The sequence below is a fragment of the Parabacteroides sp. D25 genome (genome assembly GCF_000307475.1).
GTDB lineage: Bacteria > Bacteroidota > Bacteroidia > Bacteroidales > Tannerellaceae > Parabacteroides > Parabacteroides distasonis.
In genome coordinates this window covers 198150-219234 of the sequence record NZ_JH976505.1, presented here as the reverse complement: position 1 = coordinate 219234, position 21085 = coordinate 198150, and the positions used below count along the sequence as shown (strand labels likewise).

Here is a 21085-nt window from a genome sequence, read left to right as displayed (position 1 = left end):
GAGTCACATTGGCGTATTTATATGTTATCTTCATCCTTCAAAATACAAACAGTTTAATCAAAGCAACCTATACAGATCGTAATACATCAGTCTCGTATGATCATTTACATCCTTTAAGGTTAAGTATTCAAAGCCGTTTTTCTCATAAAAAGTAAAGGCTGTTCGATAAGCGTCCACAGTGATAAAACGACATCCGGCTAATTGCTGGGTCAATGTGAGCCTTTTTATATAATCCAGTATCAAATGGCCTAACTGACGTTTTTGGCAACTAATGTTAACCCCTAGACGTCCAACTTTCAGTGACGGATAACTTTTAAAGTCCTTACCTTCCATAATGGGCCCTTTATTACTTTTAAATTCAATAAAAGAAGTCGTATTCCTAGTATCTTCCTTTGATATTTTATCAAAGAGCAAACTAAAATAAGCAACTACCTGCTCATTTTCTTTCAGTATATAAGTCAATGACATTCTGTGTATCATAGATTGATACGCATTATTAATCAAGAAATCATTTAAATCTTCATCGCCACAGTTAAAAGAGTGTAGATCTACCTGTTCAGAAAGGATTTGCAAGTTAAGATGTTTTGGTTGCATAGTAGTAAATTATTTAATCATGATTGAATTCATATACTCATAAGCTTTACGGATACGTTCTTTCTCTATTTCCGTTGCCTTATGCGTTTCATTATATTTCATTCGTTCATCAAAACGCTTAGCGTCATCACCGTATAAAACGGGAGTTTCTTTAATCGGTCGTGCCATAGCTTTATATGTTTTAGTCCTATAGCGGCAAAGATAGGTAATAACAATCAAATAAGCATCATATACTTACAATAACTTTCTTTGATTTTTAAACAAAGCCATGTTAAGATCAAAATCCTAACATGGCCTCACTCATTCTTATTTAATCATATCAAACCCAGTGTAAGGGATCAACGCTTTCGGGATGCGGATACCTTCGGGGGTTTGGTTGTTTTCCAATAAGGCGGCTACGATGCGAGGCAAGGCTAAAGCACTACCATTCAAGGTATGGCAAAGTTGCGTTTTCTTATTCTCGTCACGATAGCGGCATTTCAAGCGGTTGGCTTGATACGTATCGAAGTTGGACACGGAGCTAACTTCCAACCAGCGTTGTTGTGCCTCGGAATACACCTCGAAGTCAAAGCAAAGGGCAGCCGTGAAACTCATATCACCCCCACAAAGACGAAGGATGCGATACGGCAACTCCAACTTCTGAAGTAATCCCTCCACATGATTCAACATCTCTTGGTGAGATTGCTTAGAGTGCTCCGGTTTATCGATCCGAACCAACTCCACCTTAGAAAATTCGTGCAAACGATTCAAACCACGTACATCCTTGCCATAAGATCCGGCCTCACGACGGAAGCATTGTGTATAAGCGCAATTCTTGATCGGTAACTGTTTCTCATCCAGAATGACATCCCGGTAAATATTTGTCACGGGCACCTCCGCCGTCGGGATCAAATAGAGGTCGTCTACCTCGCAATGATACATCTGTCCCTCCTTATCTGGAAGCTGTCCCGTACCATAACCGGAAGCCGAGTTCACCACCGTAGGCGGCATGATCTCCAAGTAACCGGCGTCACGAGCCTCATCCAAGAAGAAGTTGATCAACGCACGTTGCAAACGAGCGCCCTGTCCTTTATAGACCGGGAAACCTGCTCCCGTGATCTTAACACCCAGATCGAAATCAATCAAATCATATTTCTTCGCCAATTCCCAGTGCGGAAGAGCGTTCTTTGGGAGTTCCGTTTCCATACCTCCCATTTTCTCTACCACATTGTCCTCCGCAGAGGTACCCTCGGGCACCTCATCATAAGGTACGTTCGGGATCGTATAAAGTAAGTTCTGCAGCTCCTCGGCAGCCTGATCCATCTCAACCTGCAAAGCCTTGCTCACCTCCTTGATCTCGGAAACATGTTTCTTAGCGGCCTCCGCCTCTTCCTTCTTGCCCTCTTTCATTAATTGTCCGATCGACTTCGAGGTTGCGTTTACCTCCGCTAGGTTCTTATCTAATTGATTTTGTGCGATACGTCTTTTATCATTCAATTCCAACACTTTATCGATGCTTTCTTTCGCACCCTTAAAATGTTTCTTTTCCAGTCCACGGATTACGGCATCCGTGTTTTCAGTGATTAATTTGATTGTCAACATATTCTATTTATGTTTAATAGTTTTTCTAAGACGCGAATTTAGTAATTTTATTTTACCCTACCACCCGTTAACCAAGTTCTTGTATAATAAGGTTCGCTAAGGCTACTTACCATCACGCCGCTAGAAGTACTGGTATGGATGAAGCGCCCATTTTTCAAGTAAATCCCCACGTGATTCGGAACGCCACGCTTCCCGCCACAACCCGTCTTGAAAAATACCAGATCTCCTTCCTGCAATTTGGCACGACTCACTTTCTTGCAATTATACTTCAGCATATCCGCCGAGGAACGAGCCAGCTGTTTTCCGTATACCTCCCGATAAACGATCGATACGAAACCGGAGCAATCCACGCCCCGCTTCGTACTCCCTCCCAATTTATGACGTACACCCAACCAACGGGCCCCCTCGTTGTACAAGAATATATTATCTTCCGGTGTGATACGTACCCCATATAAGCGAGCCAACTCCTTCGGTCCCTTGAAATCGGCGGGCAAAGCTACTTTTTGTTGTTTTTTGCTACCGCACGAGGTCAGACATATAAGCAGGATAAAGATCCGGATAAACCCTAAAGGAATGCTATTCTTCATATCGTTTTCTCTTAATTAAGGCACGAATATACACATAAAGTTTAGAATGCCCATTATAAGGTTCCTACAATGGGCATTGTAAGGTCGTTAGAATGCCCATCGTAAGGAGCTTTGAATGGGCATCCAAGTTCAAGAAGGTTGAGCAGCTTTCAGATAAGCGTTGAACGCCTCTTTGTAGGCATCCGTCACGTGGATGATCTCCTTTCCGATATAAACGCAATTATTCCGATCAACGGAACGGATCTTATCCAACGCCACGATATAAGAACGATGTACCCGCATAAAGCGACCGGTAGACAGCATCTCTTCCATGGCCTTCATCGTCACGTGGGTGATAAGCGGACGGGCCTCCCCTTCCAGATAGATCATCACGTAATCCTTCAAGCCCGTCACGTATAATATCCGGGAGATTTCCACCTGCCGCAACTGGCTATCCACCCGCACGAAAAGGCTGCCTCTCTCCTCCTTCACGCTATTCATCTCAAACCATTGGCGGGCCTTCTCCGCAGCTCCGAGAAACTTATGGTATCGGATGGGCTTCAGCAGGAAATCGAGGGCATTCACCTCATAGCTATCAAAGGCATACTCCTTAAAGGCGGTCGTGAAGATCACCCTCGTACTGGGCGGTACCATCCGGGAGAGGTTCAGCCCGTCCAGATCCGGCATCTGAATATCCAAGAAAAGCACGTCCACCGGAGACTCGCACAACGTGGAGAGCGCCAGTACCGGATCATTGAAGGAAGCCGCCAGCCTCAGATAAGGCGTACGGCTTACGAAGTCCTCCAGCATCTTCACCGCCAAGGGCTCATCGTCTACGATCATGCAAGTCAGTGTTTTCATAAGCAGTCTCGAAGTGTTATTTGAACAAAGTAACTATTTTCCCGAAGCGCTTGATCATATCGGTAACGACCGGGATAAGCCAGATCCAGCCTACGCCTCAGATTCTCCATCCCGATCCCCGATCCGCTACGGTTCACGTCCGGTTTCGGATGGTCGCTATTCTCGCAGGTAAAGACGAGGTCATCTCCTTCCGCCTTGAAGCGAATACGTACGAACGACGACTTACGGCTATTCACGCCATGCTTGAAGGCGTTCTCTATTAAAGAGATGAACAAGAGCGGAACGATCCTCATCGGTTTAGGCGGGATCCGCAGATCAACTTCCACGGTAGCCAACTCATTGCAGCGCAATCTCATCAACTCGATGTAATTGCTCATGAACTCGATCTCGCCTTCCACCGGTACCAGCTCATGGTTCGACTCATAGAGCGTATACCGCAGCAAATCGCTCAATTGCCCGATACGTTCTTGCGCCGTATCTTGGTCTATCTGGACCAAGCTGGATATATTATTCAAGGTATTAAAGAGAAAATGCGGATTCAACTGGTTCTTCAGCCAAGCCAATTCCGCCTCGGCGTTTTTCTGCCGCTCCTCTTTCAAACGCATCTGCATATCGCCCCAGCGTACGATATAACGGAACCCCACGGCACATCCAATCACTAGCAAATGTAAGAAGAACGCTCCGAAAGCGACCATATACATTCCCGAACGCCATTCGTCCGGGAAATCCGCCTTAGAAGAAAATATCCATAGGTTAGCCCCCGTGATCAATAGCAAATTCATCAAACCAAAGAGCATCTTCCGATCCCGATAAAGCAAATAGGGAACCAATACATAGAAATTAGCGGTGAAAACAATAGCCAACGGAGTAATGAACCCCGTATTAATCTTCCACACCTCGAAAGCCGAGCTCGGATTAAAGCGTATGAAAAAATCGATCGCAGGAGGAATCAGCCATAAGGTGATCCACAATAAAGCCTGTCCTCCCGCCAATATATAATCTTGCCTCGTGAGTTTCATAATACCGTTTTTTATAAAAGTAAACGAATCTAACGCCTGCGCCTATGAACGCAAGCGTTTATTCGACGAAAGGCAGGGTCGCTTTAGACGAAAAAAGAATTATCGTTTCTGGATACGAGCCGCATAGCCTCCACCGGGAGCCATATGGATCTTTAATTTGCGATCTGTCGGGACTGGGATTACCTCTTTCTTATAATCACGGGCGGCACGATCGGCATTTATGCCATCCTTGAATAATTCCAAAGTATAATCACCTTCGCCCAAGAAAGACAGGTCTAAATCCAGCTCCCTCGGCGTCCAGTTGGTCAACGCCCCGATATACCAATCATTACCATGACGGCGGGCGATCGCTACATACTCGGAGACCTTTCCAGCCAATGAGACCGTCTCATCCCAGATGGTCGGAATGTTAGAGATAAACTCCGTACATTCCTTTTCCCTCCTATAATTAGACGGGGCATCGCACAGCATATTGAAAGGAGACTCGAAGATCACGTAAGTAGCCAACTGGCGGCAACGGGTTCCTTGGCTCATCGGCTCCGAGTTTACCGACCGATGATTACCTCTGGCGGCGTTACGCATAGCACCTTGCGTATAATCCATCGGGCCGGCGATCATACGGATAAATGGGATCGTGACATCATACGTCACCATATCGAACTCCTTCTCGGAAGACCACTTCATTTGCTCCAAACCATTCACACCCTCATAGTTCAACACGTTCGGATAGGTCCGTTGAAGACCTGTCGGCTTGAATACGCCATGGAAATCCACTAGCATCTTATATTTAGCGCATACCTCGGAGGCTTTATAAACAAAGTTCACCATTTCCTGATCGTCACGATCCAAGAAATCCACCTTGAAGCCTTTCACGCCCATATCCGAATAATGCTTCACGACATTCTCCATATCACGGGCGAAAGCCCAATAACCTGCCCAAAGGATAATACCGACATTCTTGGATTTACCGTAATCCACCAATTCTTGAAGATCGATCTCCGGTATTACTTGCATCATGTCCGCTTGCAGGTTCACGGCCCAGCCCTCATCCAAGATTACGTACTCGATACCATGCTCGGCGGCGAAGTCTATATAATATTTATAGGTGGGATTATTGATTCCGGCACGGAAATCCACACCGTATAGATTCCAGTCGTTCCACCAATCCCAAGCCACCTTACCCGGCTTGATCCAAGAGATATCGTTTACCCGGGAGGGAGAAGCCAGACGGTAGACCATATCGCAATCGGCCAACTCCTTATCATTCCGGGAGATTATAAACGCACGCCAAGGGAAAGAACGGGTTCCGGATGTTTTGGCGATATAGTTCTCACGCTCTTTCACCAACATCTGTAACTGATTATGGCCACCTTGCTCCTTCACTTTCGGATAAGGCGCATGAACCGCTTTAAAGGAAGGTTTTCCCGTCTCGTTATTCAAGAACATCCCGGGGAAATCCTCCAGATCGGCTTCCGTGATACAGATCTTGCGACCATCTCCCAGATCCACCAAAAGAGGCAGGATCTTCAGGCGTTTATCATTCAGGCCAGTGATCGTCTCGTTTGCGTAGGGCTGCTCGAAGGAATTGAAAAATTGCTCCTCGAACGTCGGCTTCGTACTATTCACGTAAGCGGTGAATGTCTTATAATCCGAGGGAAAATTATAGACGGCCTCCTCATCGGCAATAACGATCGGTTCCTTTCTTTTCGTCGTGAAACGGTAAGCGACTCCATCGTTATACACCCTAAAAACCAGCCCGTAGTTTCCCCGGAACGAGATTTGCATCTCATTATAGATATCCTTTACTACGTCCTTCTTATAGAACGGAGAGGGTATCTCCTTGTCTACCGAGGTCTTCGTCACTTTCAAGACTTTCGGGTTAGCGCCAAGTACCTCACCTCCTTGTAAAGTCATAGATACGGCAGAATTCATCACCTCCGAATGATCCTGTACGATAGCGAAAGTGACTTTATCGGCTACCGTAACCTCCACCTTTATATCCCGGTTTGGAGACTGGACTTGGTAATTCTTCTGGGCGATCGACGGGATAGCGCCCATTAAAAAGAGAAAAGCAAATAGAATGTTTTTACTCATGGTTTATTGATTTAAGTTTGTTTATGAATACAAATATATATTATCTTTGTCATATTCATAACAAAAAACAAATAATACCAGAATGATGAGACTTCACAAAATCTTCTTAACGCTCGTATGCCTCACGGCTCTATCCGCCCACGCACAATGGAAATGGCTCAACCCGCTCGAATGCGGATTCCCTGTCATACAAAACCAAGGATGGACCGAAGAGATCGGAGACAGCTACGTCCGGCTTCCCCAAAGAGCCGAAGGCAAGGTACGTAAACCCGTCTGGGATTTATCCCGCAATTCCGCCGGTTTGGCGATTCATTTTTTCAGCAACGCCCCTGAACTAAAAGTACGCTATCAAGTAAGCGGACCGCTGAATATGCCACATATGCCCACGACAGGCGTATCCGGTGTAGATATATATAGTATCGATAGTGATGGCCAATGGAGATTTTATTTCGGCGGTTATCCTTCCGGAGATACGCTTCAATACCATTATACGAACATAGGCAAAGATATATATCATGACAGGGGCTATGAGTTCCGCCTCTACCTGCCTCCTTATAATACGATAAAGTGGTTGGAAATCGGCGTGCCCGAAAACGATGAGCTTACGTTTATCCCCGTATCGCCCGAGAAACCGATTCTTTTATACGGAACCTCGATCGCCCAAGGCGCATGCGCCTCCCGTCCGGGCATGACTTGGGGCACGATCTTGCAGCGTTCACTGGGATATCCGCTTATCAACCTAGGCTTCTCCGGTAACGGACGTTTAGAGAAAGAGGTATTGGATTTTATTTGTGAGATAGACGCACGCCTTTATATCCTTGACTGCCTGCCCAACCTCACGCCAAAGAGCAAAGATGAGATCACGCAACTCGTATCGGACGCAGTCAAGCAAATACGTGCCACCCACTCCTCTCCGATCTTATTGGTGGAGCATGCCGGATATAGCAACGCACTCGCCGACGATACGAAGCTACAAGATTATGTGCGCATGAACGAAGGAGCTAAAAAAGCATTCGAGGAATTGCAGGCACAAGGGATAAAAGATATCTACTACCTTACACGAGAAGAGCTGGGACTGCACCCGGATGCTTGGGTAGATTACGTCCATCCTTCCGACTGGGGCATGGAAACACAGGCGAACGCCGTAGAGCGGAAAGTACGGGAGATATTACGCATCCCCAAAGGAGACCTCTCTACCACAATGCCTGTCACCCAGCGCCGGGAACCCAATAATTACGAATGGCAAAAACGTCACCGGGATATTCTCTCGCTGAATCAAAGCAACCCGCCTCGACGGGTGATCTTAGGTAATTCCATCACGCATTTCTGGGGAGGAGAGCCCAAAGGACCGTCCGTGCGAGGTATGGAAACATGGGAGAAAATCATGCGTCCGGCTGGGTTCCACAATCTCGGATATGGTTTCGACCGTATCGAGAACGTACTTTGGAGAGTCTATCATGGTGAATTGGATGGATACAAGGCTGAGGAAGTAGTATTGATGATCGGCACGAATAACATCGGAATCAACAATGACAACGAGATCGTGGAAGGCATTCGTTTCTTGCTTTCCGCCATCAGGCAACGGCAGCCGGAGGCCAAGATCAAGGTAATCGGCATCTTGCCCCGCCGTAACCAAGAAGAACGGGTAAGGAATCTCAATCTCCGCATCCGTCAAATAGCCGAGACCGGATGGTACACGTTCAAGAACCCGGGTACGAAGTTGCTTCAGGAAGACGGCAAGATAAACGAATCCTTATTCTCAGACGGATTACACCCGAACGAGGAAGGCTATAAACGAATCGTGGACGAGATCGCCCATTAAGCGATAGTCCCTTTACTCACGAATCAATCCGAGCAACATACGCAACGCCGCCTCTGCCGACAAGCGAATGTTCTCCATACGAGGATTCTCCCCGAAATGATAGCACTCGGAGAGAATCCTCTCCTTATAAGCGGCGGCAATCCATACCGTTCCCACCGGTTTCGAGGGAGTCCCGCCTCCCGGCCCGGCGATCCCGGAGGTAGCGACGGCACAATCACATCCCAATACCCGCATAGTCCCACGGGCCATCTGCTCCACGACCGGCTGGCTTACGGCCCCGAAAGTGTTCAAGTCCGCCTCGGAGACACCGAGCACATGATGCTTCACCTCGTTGCAATAGGCTACCACGCCCCCGGTGAAGTATTCCGAGCTGCCCGCCATGGAGGTTATCATGCTGGCAATCTTTCCGCCTGTACAACTCTCTGCCGTACCCATCATCAGGTGTCCTGATTTGAGTGCGTCCGCTACCTCTAACTCTATTGGTAAATCATCTACTTCCATTGTTATAATGATACTAGGAGTTTCATTATGGGAAAACAATAGTTTCATTAGGAAGAAACTTTTGTTTTCCCTAGAAGAAACTTTTGTTTCTCTATAGCAAAACTATCTTTTCCTATAAGACAACCCTAGAAAAAGGAGCGGCATCCATCGGACAGAACTCCTTATCCATATACTTATAATATCCCGTGATAGCTACCATAGCGGCGTTATCCGTGGTGAACGAGAACTTCGGGATATGCACTTTCCAGCCATAACGTTTTGCGTGATCCAAGAATGCCTCACGCAAACCGGAATTGGCCGATACACCTCCGGCGACAGCTACTTCCTTTATATGCAAATCCTTCGCAGCCTTACGCAATTTACTCATCAAGATATCGATTACCGTAGCTTGCAAGGAAGCGCATAGGTCTCGCTTGTTCTTCTCAATAAAATCCGGATCATCTTTCAAATGATCACGCAAGGTATATAAAAAGGAGGTCTTCAGGCCACTGAAGCTATAATCATATCCGGGGATATGCGGCTTGCTGAACGTAAAGGCATTCGGATTACCCTCGTTCGCCAAACGATTCACGACTGGGCCACCAGGATAACCCAGTCCCATCACCTTAGCGCATTTGTCGAAAGCCTCTCCTGCGGCGTCGTCGATCGTCTGGCCGATCACCTCCATATCATTATAAGCGTTCACCTTTATGATTTGCGAGTTACCGCCCGAAACCAACAAGCAAAGGAAAGGAAACGAGGGAGCATGGTCATCGTCCGGAGTCTCCTTGATAAAATGAGCCAACACGTGAGCCTGTAAGTGATTGACCTCGATCATCGGGATATCCAAGGAAGCGGCCAAACCCTTGGTGAACGAGGTCCCGACCAATAAAGAACCCATCAAACCCGGTCCACGAGTAAACGCCACGGCACTCAACTCGGACTTATCAATGCCGGCACGCTTGATGGCCTCGGCTACTACCGGAATAATATTCTGCTGATGGGCACGGGAAGCCAACTCGGGGACAACCCCGCCATAGGCCTCATGAACGGCTTGACTGGCTATTACGTTGGACAGCATCACGCCGTCACGGATCACCGAAGAGGAAGTGTCATCGCAAGAAGACTCGATTCCTAATATCGTTATACTCATATCTTCATTCTTTTTTCCGCGAATTAACGAAATCTATCGCGATATTGTTGTAGATTTGCGCTAAATAAATAGAAAAGATATCAGAGGACTTAAATACATAATCATTACCCTGCTTACATTATTCTGGATATTCTATGCGTTGCCGGGCATCTTACTGAGAATTCCTTATATTCAAAACAAAGTATCAGAAGTAGCCACGACCCAGTTATCCGGCCACCTCGGTGTGCCCGTAAAGATCGGTAACGTGGATATCGAATGGTTCAATCGCCTAGTACTGGAAGGGCTTTATCTGGAAGACCAAGACGGGAAAGTCATGTTCGAGGCGAACCATGTGGCGGCGGGATTCGAGATCATGCCGTTACTGGAAGGGAAGTTCGTCTTCACGACGGTACGTTTGTTCGGTTTCTCCTTCAACCTACGAAAACATACGCCCGAAAGCCCCTTGAACCTGCAATTCGTCATCGACGCTTTCGCCAGCAAGGATTCGATAAAGAAAGAGAAGAATATCGATCTCCGTTTCAACTCCATCATGATCCGAAGAGGTAATTTCAGCTATAACGTGGATAGCGAGAAAGAGACCCCGGGAAAGTTCAACGCCAAGCATATCGATATCAAGAACCTGAGTGCCAAGATATCCCTCAAGGCTTTTAACAAGGACAGCGTGAACGCCCATATCAAGAAGATGAGTTTCGATGAGGCATCCGGTTTCTCCTTGAATAAGTTATCGCTGAACGTGGTCGGGAACCGGGATAGCGCTTTCGTGCAGGACTTCGAGGTACGCTTGCCGCAGACAAACTTGAAGATCGGGCGTGCCCGGATCGATTTAAGCGAGATCGATAGCCTTCCCGCTCTCTTGAACAACGCTCCGATCGATTTGAATATAACACCTTCGCAAATCTGCCTGAAAGACTTATCCCCTTTCGTCCCGGCGTTCAAGAACTTCGCCGACACGATTGAGTTATCGGCCGAGGCAAACGGCTACATCAATAATTTTAACTTGAAGCGCCTCACCTTGAAGTATAGCGATAAGATGCTGTTTATCGGCCAGATGGAACTGAAAAACATCACCTATCCTGAGGAAACGTATCTTTTAGGGAAGGTGAATAAGATGTATATCACGACAGACGGCATCTCCAGTCTGGCCAATAACTTCAATGAGCGTCCGAAGAGTCTCCCGGCCCCGGTCGTCAAATTGGGGACGATCAATTTCACGGGCGAGATATCAGGCTTTTTTGATAACCTAGTCGCTTTCGGAAAATTATCGTCTTCCATCGGCTCCATACAGACAGACTTGATATTCGGTAGCAACAAGGATAAGAATATAGCCGCTTACCTACGGGGACGCATCGCCTCCAGCAACTTGCGGCTCCATGAGTTATTTGGTGAGAATAATCCTTTCGGGGAGGCTCGCTTCGACATCAATATCGATACCCGTAGACCTGTTGGCGGAAATTTCTCCGGAAATATCCAAGCACAAGTCAAGGAGTTCGATTATAAAGCTTATAAATACAAGGATATAAATCTTTCCGGTAATTTCAGGAAGAGTAGTTTCGATGGGACTATCCATGTAAACGATCCCAATGGCGAGTTACACGCCCAAGGCATCTTCCAGCACCAAGGGCAAAACTCCTTGTTTAATTTCACCGCCCGCCTCGATCATTTCCGGCCGGACCGATTGAACCTGACAGACAAATATGAGGCGCCGAATATCTCCTTGGCTTTAAACGCGGATTTCACCGGAGATAATATCGATAATCTGGAAGGTAGCATCACGTTGGACAGTCTTTCTTTCGAGACCACTCCCAGCAGCTTCTTCCTTAAGAAATTCGAAGTAGTTGCCTCGGGGCATAGTCTCGACCGGCAATTAACCATAACGTCCGATATCTTGAATGGAGAGGTCACCGGGTCTTACTCATTCAACACGCTAATCCCCAGCCTTATGAATACGTTCAAGGGATATGTGCCAGCCTTGATCAACACGACCCAGAAAAAACAAATCGTGAAAGAGAATAACTTCGCCCTCCTATTAACGATCGAGAATACGGAAGCGCTTTCTACGACATTAAAACTACCGTTCACGATGGTGCAACCCGGACGGATCACGGGACATTATAATAATATTTATAATAAGTTCCGTATCGAGGCGTGGCTTCCGAAGTTCAATCTCGGGAAATCCATGTTCGAATCCGGCTACTTGGTTTGCGACAATCCGAACGATAAGGTAAACCTACAATTAAAAACGATTAATTATAACGACAAGGGACTGCGTAACTACCTTGATATCAAAGCAGACGCTAAAGATAATCTGGTGAACACCCTGATTGGCTGGGCGAATAATAAAGAGCGGTTATTTAAGGCCGACATCTCCGCCTCTACCCTTTTTGTCGAAGAGGAAAGCGAGAAAGGGCCGGCCAAGTTACGTACGGAAGTCACGTTGAATAAAAGCCCCCTCATTATTAAAGACACGCTCTGGACCATCAATCCGGCGAATATAACGATTCGTGAGGGCAAGATCGGTATCGAGCATTTCCGGGTAGATCATGAGACCCAGTATTTATCTATGGAAGGGACGATCTCAAAAGATCCGGCAGATACTTTATTGGTAGACTTGAAGCAAATAGAGCTGAGTTATGTCTTCGACGTATTGAATATCCCAGTCTTGCAATTCGGAGGTGAGGCTACCGGTAAGTTCTACGTGAATGATTTATTCAATAGCCGTATGCTAAACACGGATCTGGAAGTAAAGAATTTCTCATTCAACCAAACCCCCTTGGGTCGCCTCAATCTCTTCAGCGAATGGGACGACGCACAGAAAGGTATCCTTATGCTGGGAAGCATCTACAAGAACGACAGCACTTGGACGGATGTAAACGGCTATGTATTCCCGGTCGGACCCAATGCGGGGCTATCCTTGTATTTCGATGCCAATGATATCAATCTAGCTTTCTTGCAGCCCTTTGTCGATACGGTCGTAAAGAACTTGCAAGGCCGGGGATTCGGAAGTATACATTTGCACGGCCCCTTTAAGGAGCTGAATGTCGAGGGAGATGCCTATGTCATGGATGGAGGGGTAGGCGTTGATTTCTTGGATACGTATTATACCTTCTCCGATTCCGTCCACCTTGACTCTACATCCGTCAATTTACGGAATATCACGGTCAAGGATCAATTCGGCAACCTAGGGAAAGTCAGCCTCAAGTTCAACCATTTGCATTTCCGGGATTATAGCTTCCTCGTAAACGTGCAAGGCAATAATATGTTGATGTATAACGCCAACCAGAAAAAGAATCCGCTGATTTACGGAACTGTATTCGCCAGTGGAACGGCGCAGATCAAGGGTAACGGTAAGTTGATCGACTTTGATATTAATATGAAAAGCGAACCTAAGACCGCTATTTATCTGGACTTCATGAATAAGAACTCGGCTACGGACTATGATTTTATCACGTTCGTCGATAAAAGCAAGTTGGCCGCTAACGTAGATTCCACGTCCACACACCCATTGAATATCGTACACGAGACAGACGAGGGAGCCGAGCTACGAATGAACTTCCTCCTTGATATCACACCCGATGCCGATATAGAGCTAATCATGGACCCGATAGCGGGAGACCGTATCAAAGGAAACGCCAGTGGAAGTTTACAAATACAATATGGAACAAGAAGTGATCTTCGTATGTATGGCGACGTGAATATCGTACAAGGAAACTATAATTTCAGCTTACAGCAAATCATCCATAAAGACTTTAAGATCAGAGACGGTAGCACGATCAATTTCCGTGGCGATCCCTTTAATGCCCATATGGATATCAATGCGATCTACAATCTGACCGCAAATATCGGAGACTTGGATCAGAGTCTCTTACAAGAAAGTTCTCGAACAAACATACCCGTCAATTGCGTCTTAAACCTTAAAGGCGCATTGCGCAGCCCGTCTATTTCCTTCGACTTAGAATTTCCGAACTCTAACGAGGAATTAGAGCGTCAAGTCGAAGCGTTTATAGACACAGAGGATATGATGACTCGGCAAATTGTTTATTTGCTGGTGTTAAATAAATTCTACACACCAGAATATGCCCAAACGAGTTATAAGTCTAGCGAGTTAAACGCCGTGGCTTCATCCGCTATCTCAGCGCAATTATCCAATCTATTAGGTAGTTTCACGGATAAAGTACAAATAGGGACAAACATACGAGCGGGACAGGACGGTTTCAAGGAAGACACGGAATATGAGATGATATTATCCAGCCAGTTGCTAAACAACCGCTTATTGATCAATGGTAATTTCGGTATGAGAAATACGGTCACTACAGGCAAAAATAACACTTTTATCGGAGAGTTCGACCTAGAATATAAGTTGACCCCCTCCGGTGAGATCCGGCTAAAGGCTTATAACCATGCCAGAGATATGTATTTCGGCCTGAAGCAAGCATTAACCATACAAGGTGTAGGTATCATGTACCGGAAAGACTTCACGAACTTCTCTGAGATTTTCAGGAGAAGAAAGAGGCCTCTTTTACCCTTGATCCCCAAAGACTCTACGAATGTCCCTCCCGTAGTCAAAGACTCAACAAATCTTTCACTGCCGACTGATAAGAAGTAAGGGAAGTACTTTTCAATACTTTCTTGCGAAGCCTTTTATCGGCCTCCGGCAAAAGATAATCCCAGATTGTCTTCATTTTAGATAATACCTGATGCTCGCCACCTTCCAACCGGGCAGCATATTCATCCATCAACGACTCATGGAACATGACTAGTTTATCCCGCCTCTCATTCACGGTCAAGACCTGTCCGGACACAAACTCAGTGGCCAGCCAAGGAGAGGCCAATAACCCTCGTCCCAGCATGATCCCGGCAAGCCCCGGAAAACGCTCCTTTATTCCTCGGATATCTTCCAGCCCCACTAAATCTCCATTATAATATAAGGGAAGTTCACATTCATCATAAAAACGAGAGAATCCATCCCAATCGATAGCTCCTTTATATTGCTGTATCCCTAACCGGGGATGCAAGGTTATATGCTTCAAAGGTAACTTATTTAATAAGGAAAGAAGCACGAATGACTCGTCGGTACACTCCCACCCCAAACGCATTTTCATAGAAAAAGAAATATCCGGGAACTCCTCAATCGTACGTAATAAAGACTCGGCCTCTTCCTTGTACCGCAAAAGTCCCGAGCCTCTATGCGCACGGACCTGCATAGGGAAAGGGCATCCTAAATTAATATCCGCTTCCTTGTATCCATTCTCTTGGAATAAACGCACGATCGGCCGAAACTCGTCTGGTGTGGAAGCGATCAATTGCGGTACGACATGTACCTGCCTATTTCTATCGCAAGCGATATCCTTCAAGTCCTTATTCCGGAAACCACCTTTCTCTATCCTTACGAAAGGAGTATAATAGGTATCTACGCCCCCGAATACTCGGGTATGCGCCTCTCTATAAACCGAATCCGTATATCCTTGCAAAGGAGCGAAATGAATGACTGCCATATCAAGCGAAGATTTCCATGAAAATCGATCTCAATTGACTTTTTGCCAACTCAAAGTCTTGGGGTACCCCCAACTCCATAGCCAAGGAGGTAACGCCTTTATCCGTAAAACCACAAGGGTTGATCAATGAAAAGTAACTCAGATCCGTATTTATATTCAAAGCAAAGCCATGCATCGTAACGAACCGGCTGCTTTTCACGCCAATCGCACAGATCTTACGGGCACGCCCCGGTACTTCAGGGTCTAGCCATACACCCGTCGCCCCTTCCAAACGTTCCCCTTTCAAGTCGTAAAGCGATAGGAAACGGATGATCGTCTCTTCCAGCATATGGATGTATTGTTTCAATCCCAGATTCCAATATTCCAGATCAAATACCGGATAACCGGTAATCTGTCCCGGCCCGTGATACGTTATATCCCCCCCTCTGTTTATATGGTAAAACGAGACCCCTCGTTCCCGTAAAGTTTCCTCGGGAATAAGCAAATTAGAGTCCTTGCCACTTTTACCGATCGTCAAGACCGGTAAATGCTCACAAAAGAATAATTGATTATCCTCTTTCTTTCCCGTTGCCTTCGCATCCAATAAGACCTCGAAAGCAGCTGTCTGATATTCTAACGCATCGGCATAAGCGATTCGTCCCAAGTCATGATAACGGAAGCTCTCCATTTCTTTCTTTTTTTAACCTTTCCGGTACCGGGATCAACTTGCCCGGCACCATATCCCATTTCTACTTTTATCAGTTTTCCCATTAAGGAAATTATTTTCGCTTGTCGTTTCAGCATATAAGGTGACGGTTTAGCAGAATTAAACTTCCGGGGATTTGGAAGTGTGGCCGCTATCAAGGCTGCCTCGCTTTTGGTCAATTGGTAGGCATGCTTACCGAAATGAGCCTCCGCTACCGCCTCCGCGCCATAGATGCCCTCCCCCATCTCTATCGAGTTCAGATAGACTTCCATAATACGTTCCTTTCCCCATATCCATTCGATCAAGAAGGTAAAATAGACCTCGATACCTTTCCGTAAATAACTTTTCCCCGGCCAAAGAAATACATTCTTAGCGGTCTGCTGGGAAATCGTGCTGGCACCTCTTACCCTTTTACCTTTCTCGGCCTCGGCCCGTGCCTTCTGGATTTGTTCCACATCAAAGCCATTATGCTCCATGAACAGGTTATCCTCCGACGCTATGACCGCTTGAACCAAAGGCTGGGCGATCTTGGATATAGGAACCCACGTATGACCGAGTTTCATTTTCTTCCCATCCTGATGCTGCTCATACATACGAATAAACATCAATGGCGTATAATATACGGGTACAAATTTATATACCACTACCGCCAATATACTGGATACAAACAGGAAGATCAACAGATTCCTGCACCAGATCCATATCCGTTTTACCAGAGGTGCTACCATATTCTTCTATTTGGAGAGACAAAGGTAAAGAATATTTCAGTTTCCGGCAGACTGAAACTCATAATTTACAGAAAAGGCACTATCTTTGGCTTTTGACAACTTTCCACCCTATCATATGGTTATTTGATAAATAAATTAGTATGGAGAATCGTTTTTTAGGACTCATAGAGAATAGCATCAAGGAGCATTGGGATCTCCCGGCGTTCTCCGATTATAATGGACATACCTTCCATTATAAAGATGTAGCTCGTCGAATTGAGAAATTTCATATTATCCTAGAGCATGCCGGCATTAAAAAGGGGGATAAGGTGGCTTTAGTTGGACGGAACTCCTCCAACTGGGCGATCTGTTTCTTCGGGATCTTGGCTTATGGAGCCGTAGCCGTGCCTATCCTACATGAATTCAAACCGGATAATATACATCATATCGTAAATCATTCCGAGGCAAAGGCAGTCCTTGCCGCTTCCAGCAACTGGGAGAATATGAATGAACGCATGATGCCTGACGTGAAACTGTTCATGATGCTGGATAACTTCTCGATCATTCACAGTAAAAGCAAAGAAGTCCGGGTAGTAAGAGATCGGATTAATGAATATTTCGGTAAAAAGTACCCTCGTTCATTCACGTCGAACGATGTTCGGTATCACGTGGAAAAGCCGGAAGAATTAGCGGTACTTAATTATACTTCCGGAACCACCAGTTTCTCGAAAGGGGTTATGATCCCCTATCGGAGCTTATGGAGTAATACGCAATTCGCTTACGACAATTTACCGTTCATCCATCCGGGTGATAATATCGTATGTATGCTTCCGATGGCCCATATGTACGGATTGGCATTCGAGGTATTGAATTCCGTGAATAAAGGCTGCCATGTACACTTCCTCACACGTACCCCCAGCCCGAAAATCATAGCGGAAGCTTTCACGACGATCAAGCCGGCGCTGATCCTAGCCGTACCTCTGATTATCGAGAAAATCATCAAAAACAAGGTATTCCCCGAACTGGAGAAGCCTTTGATTAAATTGCTCTTGAAAGTCCCCTATATAGACCAGAAAGTGCTGGATACCATTTCCGCCAAGTTAACGGCGTCTTTCGGAGGGAACTTCGGGGAGATCGTTATCGGAGGAGCCGCTATCAATAAAGAAGTGGAAACGTTCCTTCATTCCATCCATTTCCGCTATACCGTAGGCTACGGGATGACCGAATGTGGCCCGCTAGTCTCCTATGCGCAATGGGATGAGTTTAAGCCCGGTTCCGTAGGACGTATCGTCGACCGTATGGAAGTCCGCATCGATTCAGAGGACCCGGAAAACAAGGTGGGAGAAATATTGGTGAAGGGTATGAACGTGATGCTCGGTTATTACAAGAATCCGGAGGCTACGAAAGCCGTTATGATGCCTGACGGATGGATGCGTACCGGCGATCTGGGAACCCTCGATAAAGATGGATTTTTATATATCCGCGGCCGTAGTAAAACCATGATTCTAGGCCCCAGCGGACAAAATATCTATCCGGAAGAGATCGAGGATCGCTTGAATAATATGCTATATGTAGCGGAATCGCTCATCATCTCCCAAGGAGGTAAACTAGTCGCCCTCATCTATCCCGATTGGGAGCAAGTAGATAAGGCAGGTATACAACATTCCGAAATCGAGAAGTTGATGCAGACCAACATTGACCAAGTAAACGAGGAGATGCCGAATTACAGTAAAATCACCTGTTTCAAGCTGTATCAAGAAGAATTCGAGAAAACACCCAAAAGAAGCATCAAGAGATATTTATACCAACCGGCCGAATAAAAAGAAAGCCGTCTTTTGTTAAAGACGGCTTCTTTTATATAAAGTAAATTTTATCCTTGACGAAAATCTTTTAAAACTTTTTGTAATTCTTGTCGAGCGAAAAAAATACGGCTCTTAACCGTCCCCAGAGGAACATCCAGTTTATCAGCGATCTCATTGTACTTATAGCCGCTCAAAAACATAGAGAATGGAACCTTCAACTCATTGTTCAAACCGTTGATCGCTTTCGTGATCTCTTGAATTTGATAAGCGCCATCCGGAGAGTCAAAACCTGAATCGTTCACGACATCCAAGTTATATAAGTCGACACCTTGATCTACGACAGTTTGCGTGCGAACGATCTTGTGATAATTGTTAATGAAAATGTTACGCATCACAGTCAAGACCCAGCCCTTAAAATTGATATTGTCTACAAATTTTTCTTGATTGTCTAAAACCTTCAGCGTTGTGTCCTGCATCAGATCTTGGGCATCATCCCTATTCGCTGTAAGCATAAGCGCAAAATTCATCATGTTTTCTTGCATGCTCAATAATTTTTTCTGAAATTGCAACGCATTCATATTTTTACTAGTTAAATAAAGTTTAATACTGTATAAGTATTATCCCTCAAACATTGAAGGATGCAACAAATATATAAATTAAAAATGGAGATATACAGTTCTTTGATAAATATTAATATTAAAAATCGTAACTTAATATTTTTGTTGTAAATCTTACTGAAAATGAGTATTATTTACAAGTTGCACAAGTTACAAAAATCAACATTTACAACAAGCCAGTTACAATTTTCAACCAAATATTAAAAACGAATATAATACAAACAAGATGAAACGTTTATTAACAATATTAACAGCTATAGTATTAATACTTGCAATCTCTCTTCAATCAGAGGCTAAAGAGAAGTCCTTAATATATACGATTGATATAAAAAAAGAGATCGATAACACCACGTGGATTTATCTCCATAACGGATTATCAGAGGCTAAGCAATTGAACGCCGATGCCATCTTATTGCATATGAACACATACGGCGGATTACTGGAATCTGCCGATTCTATGCGAACGGCTATTTTATATAGTCCCATACCAGTATATGTATTTATCGATAATAACGCAGCTTCAGCAGGTGCTTTAATTTCCATAGCATGCAAGAAAATCTATATGCGGAAAGGGGCGAATATAGGTGCGGCAACGGTTGTCAATCAAACGGGTGCGGCTCTACCTGATAAATATCAATCTTATATGCGTTCCATGATCCGTTCGACGGCTGAGGCACAAGGGAAAGATACGCTTATACAAAACGGCGACACGATCTATAAATGGAAAAGAGATCCTTTAATCGCCGAAGCGATGGTCGATGACAGAGTGATCGTCCCCAACCTCATCGATAGCGGTAAGGTATTGACACTTACCTCTCAAGAAGCACTCAAATGGGGTTATTGCGATGGCATCGCCGAGAGTCCGGATCAAGTAATCACAGAATATATCGGATGTAAGGACTATGAGATTAAAAGTTATGAACCCTCATGGTTCGATAATGTAAAAGGTTTCTTTATGAGTCCGGTAATACAGAGCTTATTAATCATTATTATCATCGGTGGTATTTACTTCGAGATGCAAACCCCGGGGCTTGGTTTTCCATCCGCCGCCGCGATAATAGCGGCTATCCTTTACTTCGCTCCTCTCTATATGGACGGGTTGGCTGAAAACTGGGAAATCCTGTTATTCATTCTCGGCGTTATATTAATAATGTTGGAGATATTCGTGATCCCGGGCTTTGGCATAGCGGGGATAAGTGGAATTATTCTCGTGGTCGGCGGACTTACGATGAGCTTACTGAACAATACTGTTTTTGATTTTCAAAACGTATCTGGAATGGATACGGGCAGAGCCGCCTTAACGGTTCTATTAGGTCTGGGTATCGGATTCACGTTAGTGATATGGTTATCCAACAAAATAGGACATAAAGGACCGCTAAAGAAAATGGCATTAAACGCTGATTTGGAAAAAGCGGTATCCAGCCCCAATTTGACACAACTGATCGGAAAAGAGGGCACGGCCGCTACCGTTTTACGTCCTTCGGGTAAAGTATCTATCGAGGGAGAGTTGTATGACGGCGTATCGGAGTCTGGCTTCATCGAGAAAGGGACTCCTATCAAAGTCGTCAGATTCGAGAGCGCGCAAGTCTATGTAATCAACCTATAAACGAGT

Annotated in this window: 17 protein-coding genes; 4 read left to right on the top strand and 13 right to left on the bottom strand. The window is 45.4% G+C overall.

What is annotated here, in order from left to right; genetic code table 11:
* Positions 1 to 57: 57 nt before the first annotated feature.
* The 7 genes from HMPREF0999_RS15365 to HMPREF0999_RS15340 form a co-directional block, all read right to left on the bottom strand.
* Positions 58 to 594: a GNAT family N-acetyltransferase gene (locus HMPREF0999_RS15365; protein ID WP_009276316.1), complete on the bottom strand. Its 537-nt coding sequence runs from the start codon at positions 592 to 594 to the stop codon at positions 58 to 60.
* 9 nt (positions 595 to 603) lie between these two features.
* Entirely contained in the window at positions 604 to 762 is a 159-nt protein-coding gene (locus tag HMPREF0999_RS22760; protein WP_009276315.1) for a hypothetical protein, read from the bottom strand.
* 138 nt (positions 763 to 900) lie between these two features.
* Complete coding sequence (gene serS, locus HMPREF0999_RS15360; protein WP_009276314.1) at positions 901 to 2175, bottom strand: serine--tRNA ligase; 1275 nt, start codon at positions 2173 to 2175, stop codon at positions 901 to 903.
* A gap of 47 nt (positions 2176 to 2222) precedes the next feature.
* Positions 2223 to 2762, bottom strand: coding sequence for an NlpC/P60 family protein (locus HMPREF0999_RS15355; RefSeq protein ID WP_009276313.1), 540 nt, complete (start codon positions 2760 to 2762; stop codon positions 2223 to 2225).
* A gap of 129 nt (positions 2763 to 2891) precedes the next feature.
* Positions 2892 to 3602: a LytR/AlgR family response regulator transcription factor gene (locus tag HMPREF0999_RS15350; RefSeq protein ID WP_009276312.1), complete on the bottom strand. Its 711-nt coding sequence runs from the start codon at positions 3600 to 3602 to the stop codon at positions 2892 to 2894.
* Positions 3599 to 4621, bottom strand: a complete 1023-nt coding sequence (locus HMPREF0999_RS15345; protein ID WP_009276311.1) for a sensor histidine kinase — start codon at positions 4619 to 4621, stop codon at positions 3599 to 3601. The genes HMPREF0999_RS15350 and HMPREF0999_RS15345 overlap by 4 nt, the downstream gene beginning before the upstream one ends.
* 99 nt (positions 4622 to 4720) lie before the next feature.
* Positions 4721 to 6715 carry a glycoside hydrolase family 97 protein gene (locus HMPREF0999_RS15340; RefSeq protein ID WP_008780956.1) on the bottom strand — a complete coding sequence of 665 codons (1995 nt, stop codon included), beginning with the start codon at positions 6713 to 6715 and terminating at the stop codon, positions 4721 to 4723.
* 82 nt (positions 6716 to 6797) lie between these two features.
* Here HMPREF0999_RS15340 and HMPREF0999_RS15335 point away from each other — a divergent pair, with 82 nt between their 5' ends.
* The gene (locus HMPREF0999_RS15335; protein WP_009276310.1) at positions 6798 to 8537 is read left to right on the top strand and encodes an SGNH/GDSL hydrolase family protein; all 1740 of its coding nucleotides are present in this window, start codon (positions 6798 to 6800) and stop codon (positions 8535 to 8537) included.
* A 12-nt stretch (positions 8538 to 8549) separates the two neighbouring features.
* Here the strand turns inward: HMPREF0999_RS15335 and HMPREF0999_RS15330 are convergent, their stop codons facing one another.
* Together HMPREF0999_RS15330 and tsaD are read right to left on the bottom strand one after the other, a co-directional pair.
* Entirely contained in the window at positions 8550 to 9086 is a 537-nt protein-coding gene (locus tag HMPREF0999_RS15330; RefSeq protein WP_005855698.1) for a CinA family protein, read from the bottom strand.
* Between the two features lie 64 nt (positions 9087 to 9150).
* Entirely contained in the window at positions 9151 to 10170 is a 1020-nt protein-coding gene (tsaD, locus tag HMPREF0999_RS15325) for a tRNA (adenosine(37)-N6)-threonylcarbamoyltransferase complex transferase subunit TsaD (RefSeq protein WP_008780953.1), read from the bottom strand.
* 139 nt (positions 10171 to 10309) lie between these two features.
* Between tsaD and HMPREF0999_RS15320 the strand changes: the two genes are divergently transcribed.
* Positions 10310 to 14773, top strand: a complete 4464-nt coding sequence (locus HMPREF0999_RS15320; RefSeq protein ID WP_009276309.1) for a translocation/assembly module TamB domain-containing protein — start codon at positions 10310 to 10312, stop codon at positions 14771 to 14773.
* Here the strand turns inward: HMPREF0999_RS15320 and HMPREF0999_RS15315 are convergent.
* From HMPREF0999_RS15315 to mtgA, 3 genes are read right to left on the bottom strand one after another with little or no spacing between them, the layout of a single operon-like run.
* Entirely contained in the window at positions 14730 to 15662 is a 933-nt protein-coding gene (locus HMPREF0999_RS15315; protein ID WP_005855693.1) for a tRNA-dihydrouridine synthase family protein, read from the bottom strand. The two genes, HMPREF0999_RS15320 and HMPREF0999_RS15315, sit on opposite strands and share 44 nt — an antisense overlap.
* A gap of 1 nt (position 15663) precedes the next feature.
* Positions 15664 to 16329 (bottom strand): lipoyl(octanoyl) transferase LipB, encoded by a 666-nt coding sequence (gene lipB / locus HMPREF0999_RS15310; RefSeq protein WP_005855691.1) that lies wholly within the window; start codon positions 16327 to 16329, stop codon positions 15664 to 15666.
* The gene (mtgA, locus tag HMPREF0999_RS15305; protein WP_005855689.1) at positions 16275 to 17075 is read right to left on the bottom strand and encodes a monofunctional biosynthetic peptidoglycan transglycosylase; all 801 of its coding nucleotides are present in this window, start codon (positions 17073 to 17075) and stop codon (positions 16275 to 16277) included. Before mtgA ends, lipB begins: the two co-directional genes overlap by 55 nt.
* A 140-nt stretch (positions 17076 to 17215) precedes the next feature.
* Between mtgA and HMPREF0999_RS15300 the strand changes: the two genes are divergently transcribed.
* Positions 17216 to 18874 (top strand): AMP-binding protein, encoded by a 1659-nt coding sequence (locus tag HMPREF0999_RS15300; protein ID WP_005855687.1) that lies wholly within the window; start codon positions 17216 to 17218, stop codon positions 18872 to 18874.
* A gap of 50 nt (positions 18875 to 18924) precedes the next feature.
* Here HMPREF0999_RS15300 and HMPREF0999_RS15295 read toward each other — a convergent pair whose 3' ends face one another.
* Complete coding sequence (locus HMPREF0999_RS15295; RefSeq protein ID WP_005855686.1) at positions 18925 to 19434, bottom strand: RNA polymerase sigma factor; 510 nt, start codon at positions 19432 to 19434, stop codon at positions 18925 to 18927.
* Positions 19435 to 19699: 265 nt separating this feature from the next.
* Here HMPREF0999_RS15295 and HMPREF0999_RS15290 point away from each other — a divergent pair, with 265 nt between their 5' ends.
* Entirely contained in the window at positions 19700 to 21079 is a 1380-nt protein-coding gene (locus HMPREF0999_RS15290; RefSeq protein WP_005855684.1) for an NfeD family protein, read from the top strand.
* Positions 21080 to 21085 lie beyond the last annotated feature (6 nt).

Coding starts and splice junctions, on each gene's coding strand:
- mtgA (WP_005855689.1), bottom strand. CDS start 17,075: ATGGTAGCACCTCTGGTAAAACGGATATGGATCTGGTGCAGGAATCTG.
- HMPREF0999_RS15300 (WP_005855687.1), top strand. CDS start 17,216: ATGGAGAATCGTTTTTTAGGACTCATAGAGAATAGCATCAAGGAGCAT.
- HMPREF0999_RS15365 (WP_009276316.1), bottom strand. CDS start 594: ATGCAACCAAAACATCTTAACTTGCAAATCCTTTCTGAACAGGTAGAT.
- serS (WP_009276314.1), bottom strand. CDS start 2,175: ATGTTGACAATCAAATTAATCACTGAAAACACGGATGCCGTAATCCGT.
- HMPREF0999_RS15295 (WP_005855686.1), bottom strand. CDS start 19,434: ATGAATGCGTTGCAATTTCAGAAAAAATTATTGAGCATGCAAGAAAAC.
- HMPREF0999_RS15355 (WP_009276313.1), bottom strand. CDS start 2,762: ATGAAGAATAGCATTCCTTTAGGGTTTATCCGGATCTTTATCCTGCTT.
- HMPREF0999_RS15345 (WP_009276311.1), bottom strand. CDS start 4,621: ATGAAACTCACGAGGCAAGATTATATATTGGCGGGAGGACAGGCTTTA.
- HMPREF0999_RS15290 (WP_005855684.1), top strand. CDS start 19,700: ATGAAACGTTTATTAACAATATTAACAGCTATAGTATTAATACTTGCA.
- HMPREF0999_RS15340 (WP_008780956.1), bottom strand. CDS start 6,715: ATGAGTAAAAACATTCTATTTGCTTTTCTCTTTTTAATGGGCGCTATC.
- HMPREF0999_RS15335 (WP_009276310.1), top strand. CDS start 6,798: ATGATGAGACTTCACAAAATCTTCTTAACGCTCGTATGCCTCACGGCT.
- HMPREF0999_RS15330 (WP_005855698.1), bottom strand. CDS start 9,086: ATGAAACTATTGTTTTCCCATAATGAAACTCCTAGTATCATTATAACA.
- HMPREF0999_RS15350 (WP_009276312.1), bottom strand. CDS start 3,602: ATGAAAACACTGACTTGCATGATCGTAGACGATGAGCCCTTGGCGGTG.
- lipB (WP_005855691.1), bottom strand. CDS start 16,329: ATGGAGAGCTTCCGTTATCATGACTTGGGACGAATCGCTTATGCCGAT.
- tsaD (WP_008780953.1), bottom strand. CDS start 10,170: ATGAGTATAACGATATTAGGAATCGAGTCTTCTTGCGATGACACTTCC.
- HMPREF0999_RS22760 (WP_009276315.1), bottom strand. CDS start 762: ATGGCACGACCGATTAAAGAAACTCCCGTTTTATACGGTGATGACGCT.
- HMPREF0999_RS15315 (WP_005855693.1), bottom strand. CDS start 15,662: ATGGCAGTCATTCATTTCGCTCCTTTGCAAGGATATACGGATTCGGTT.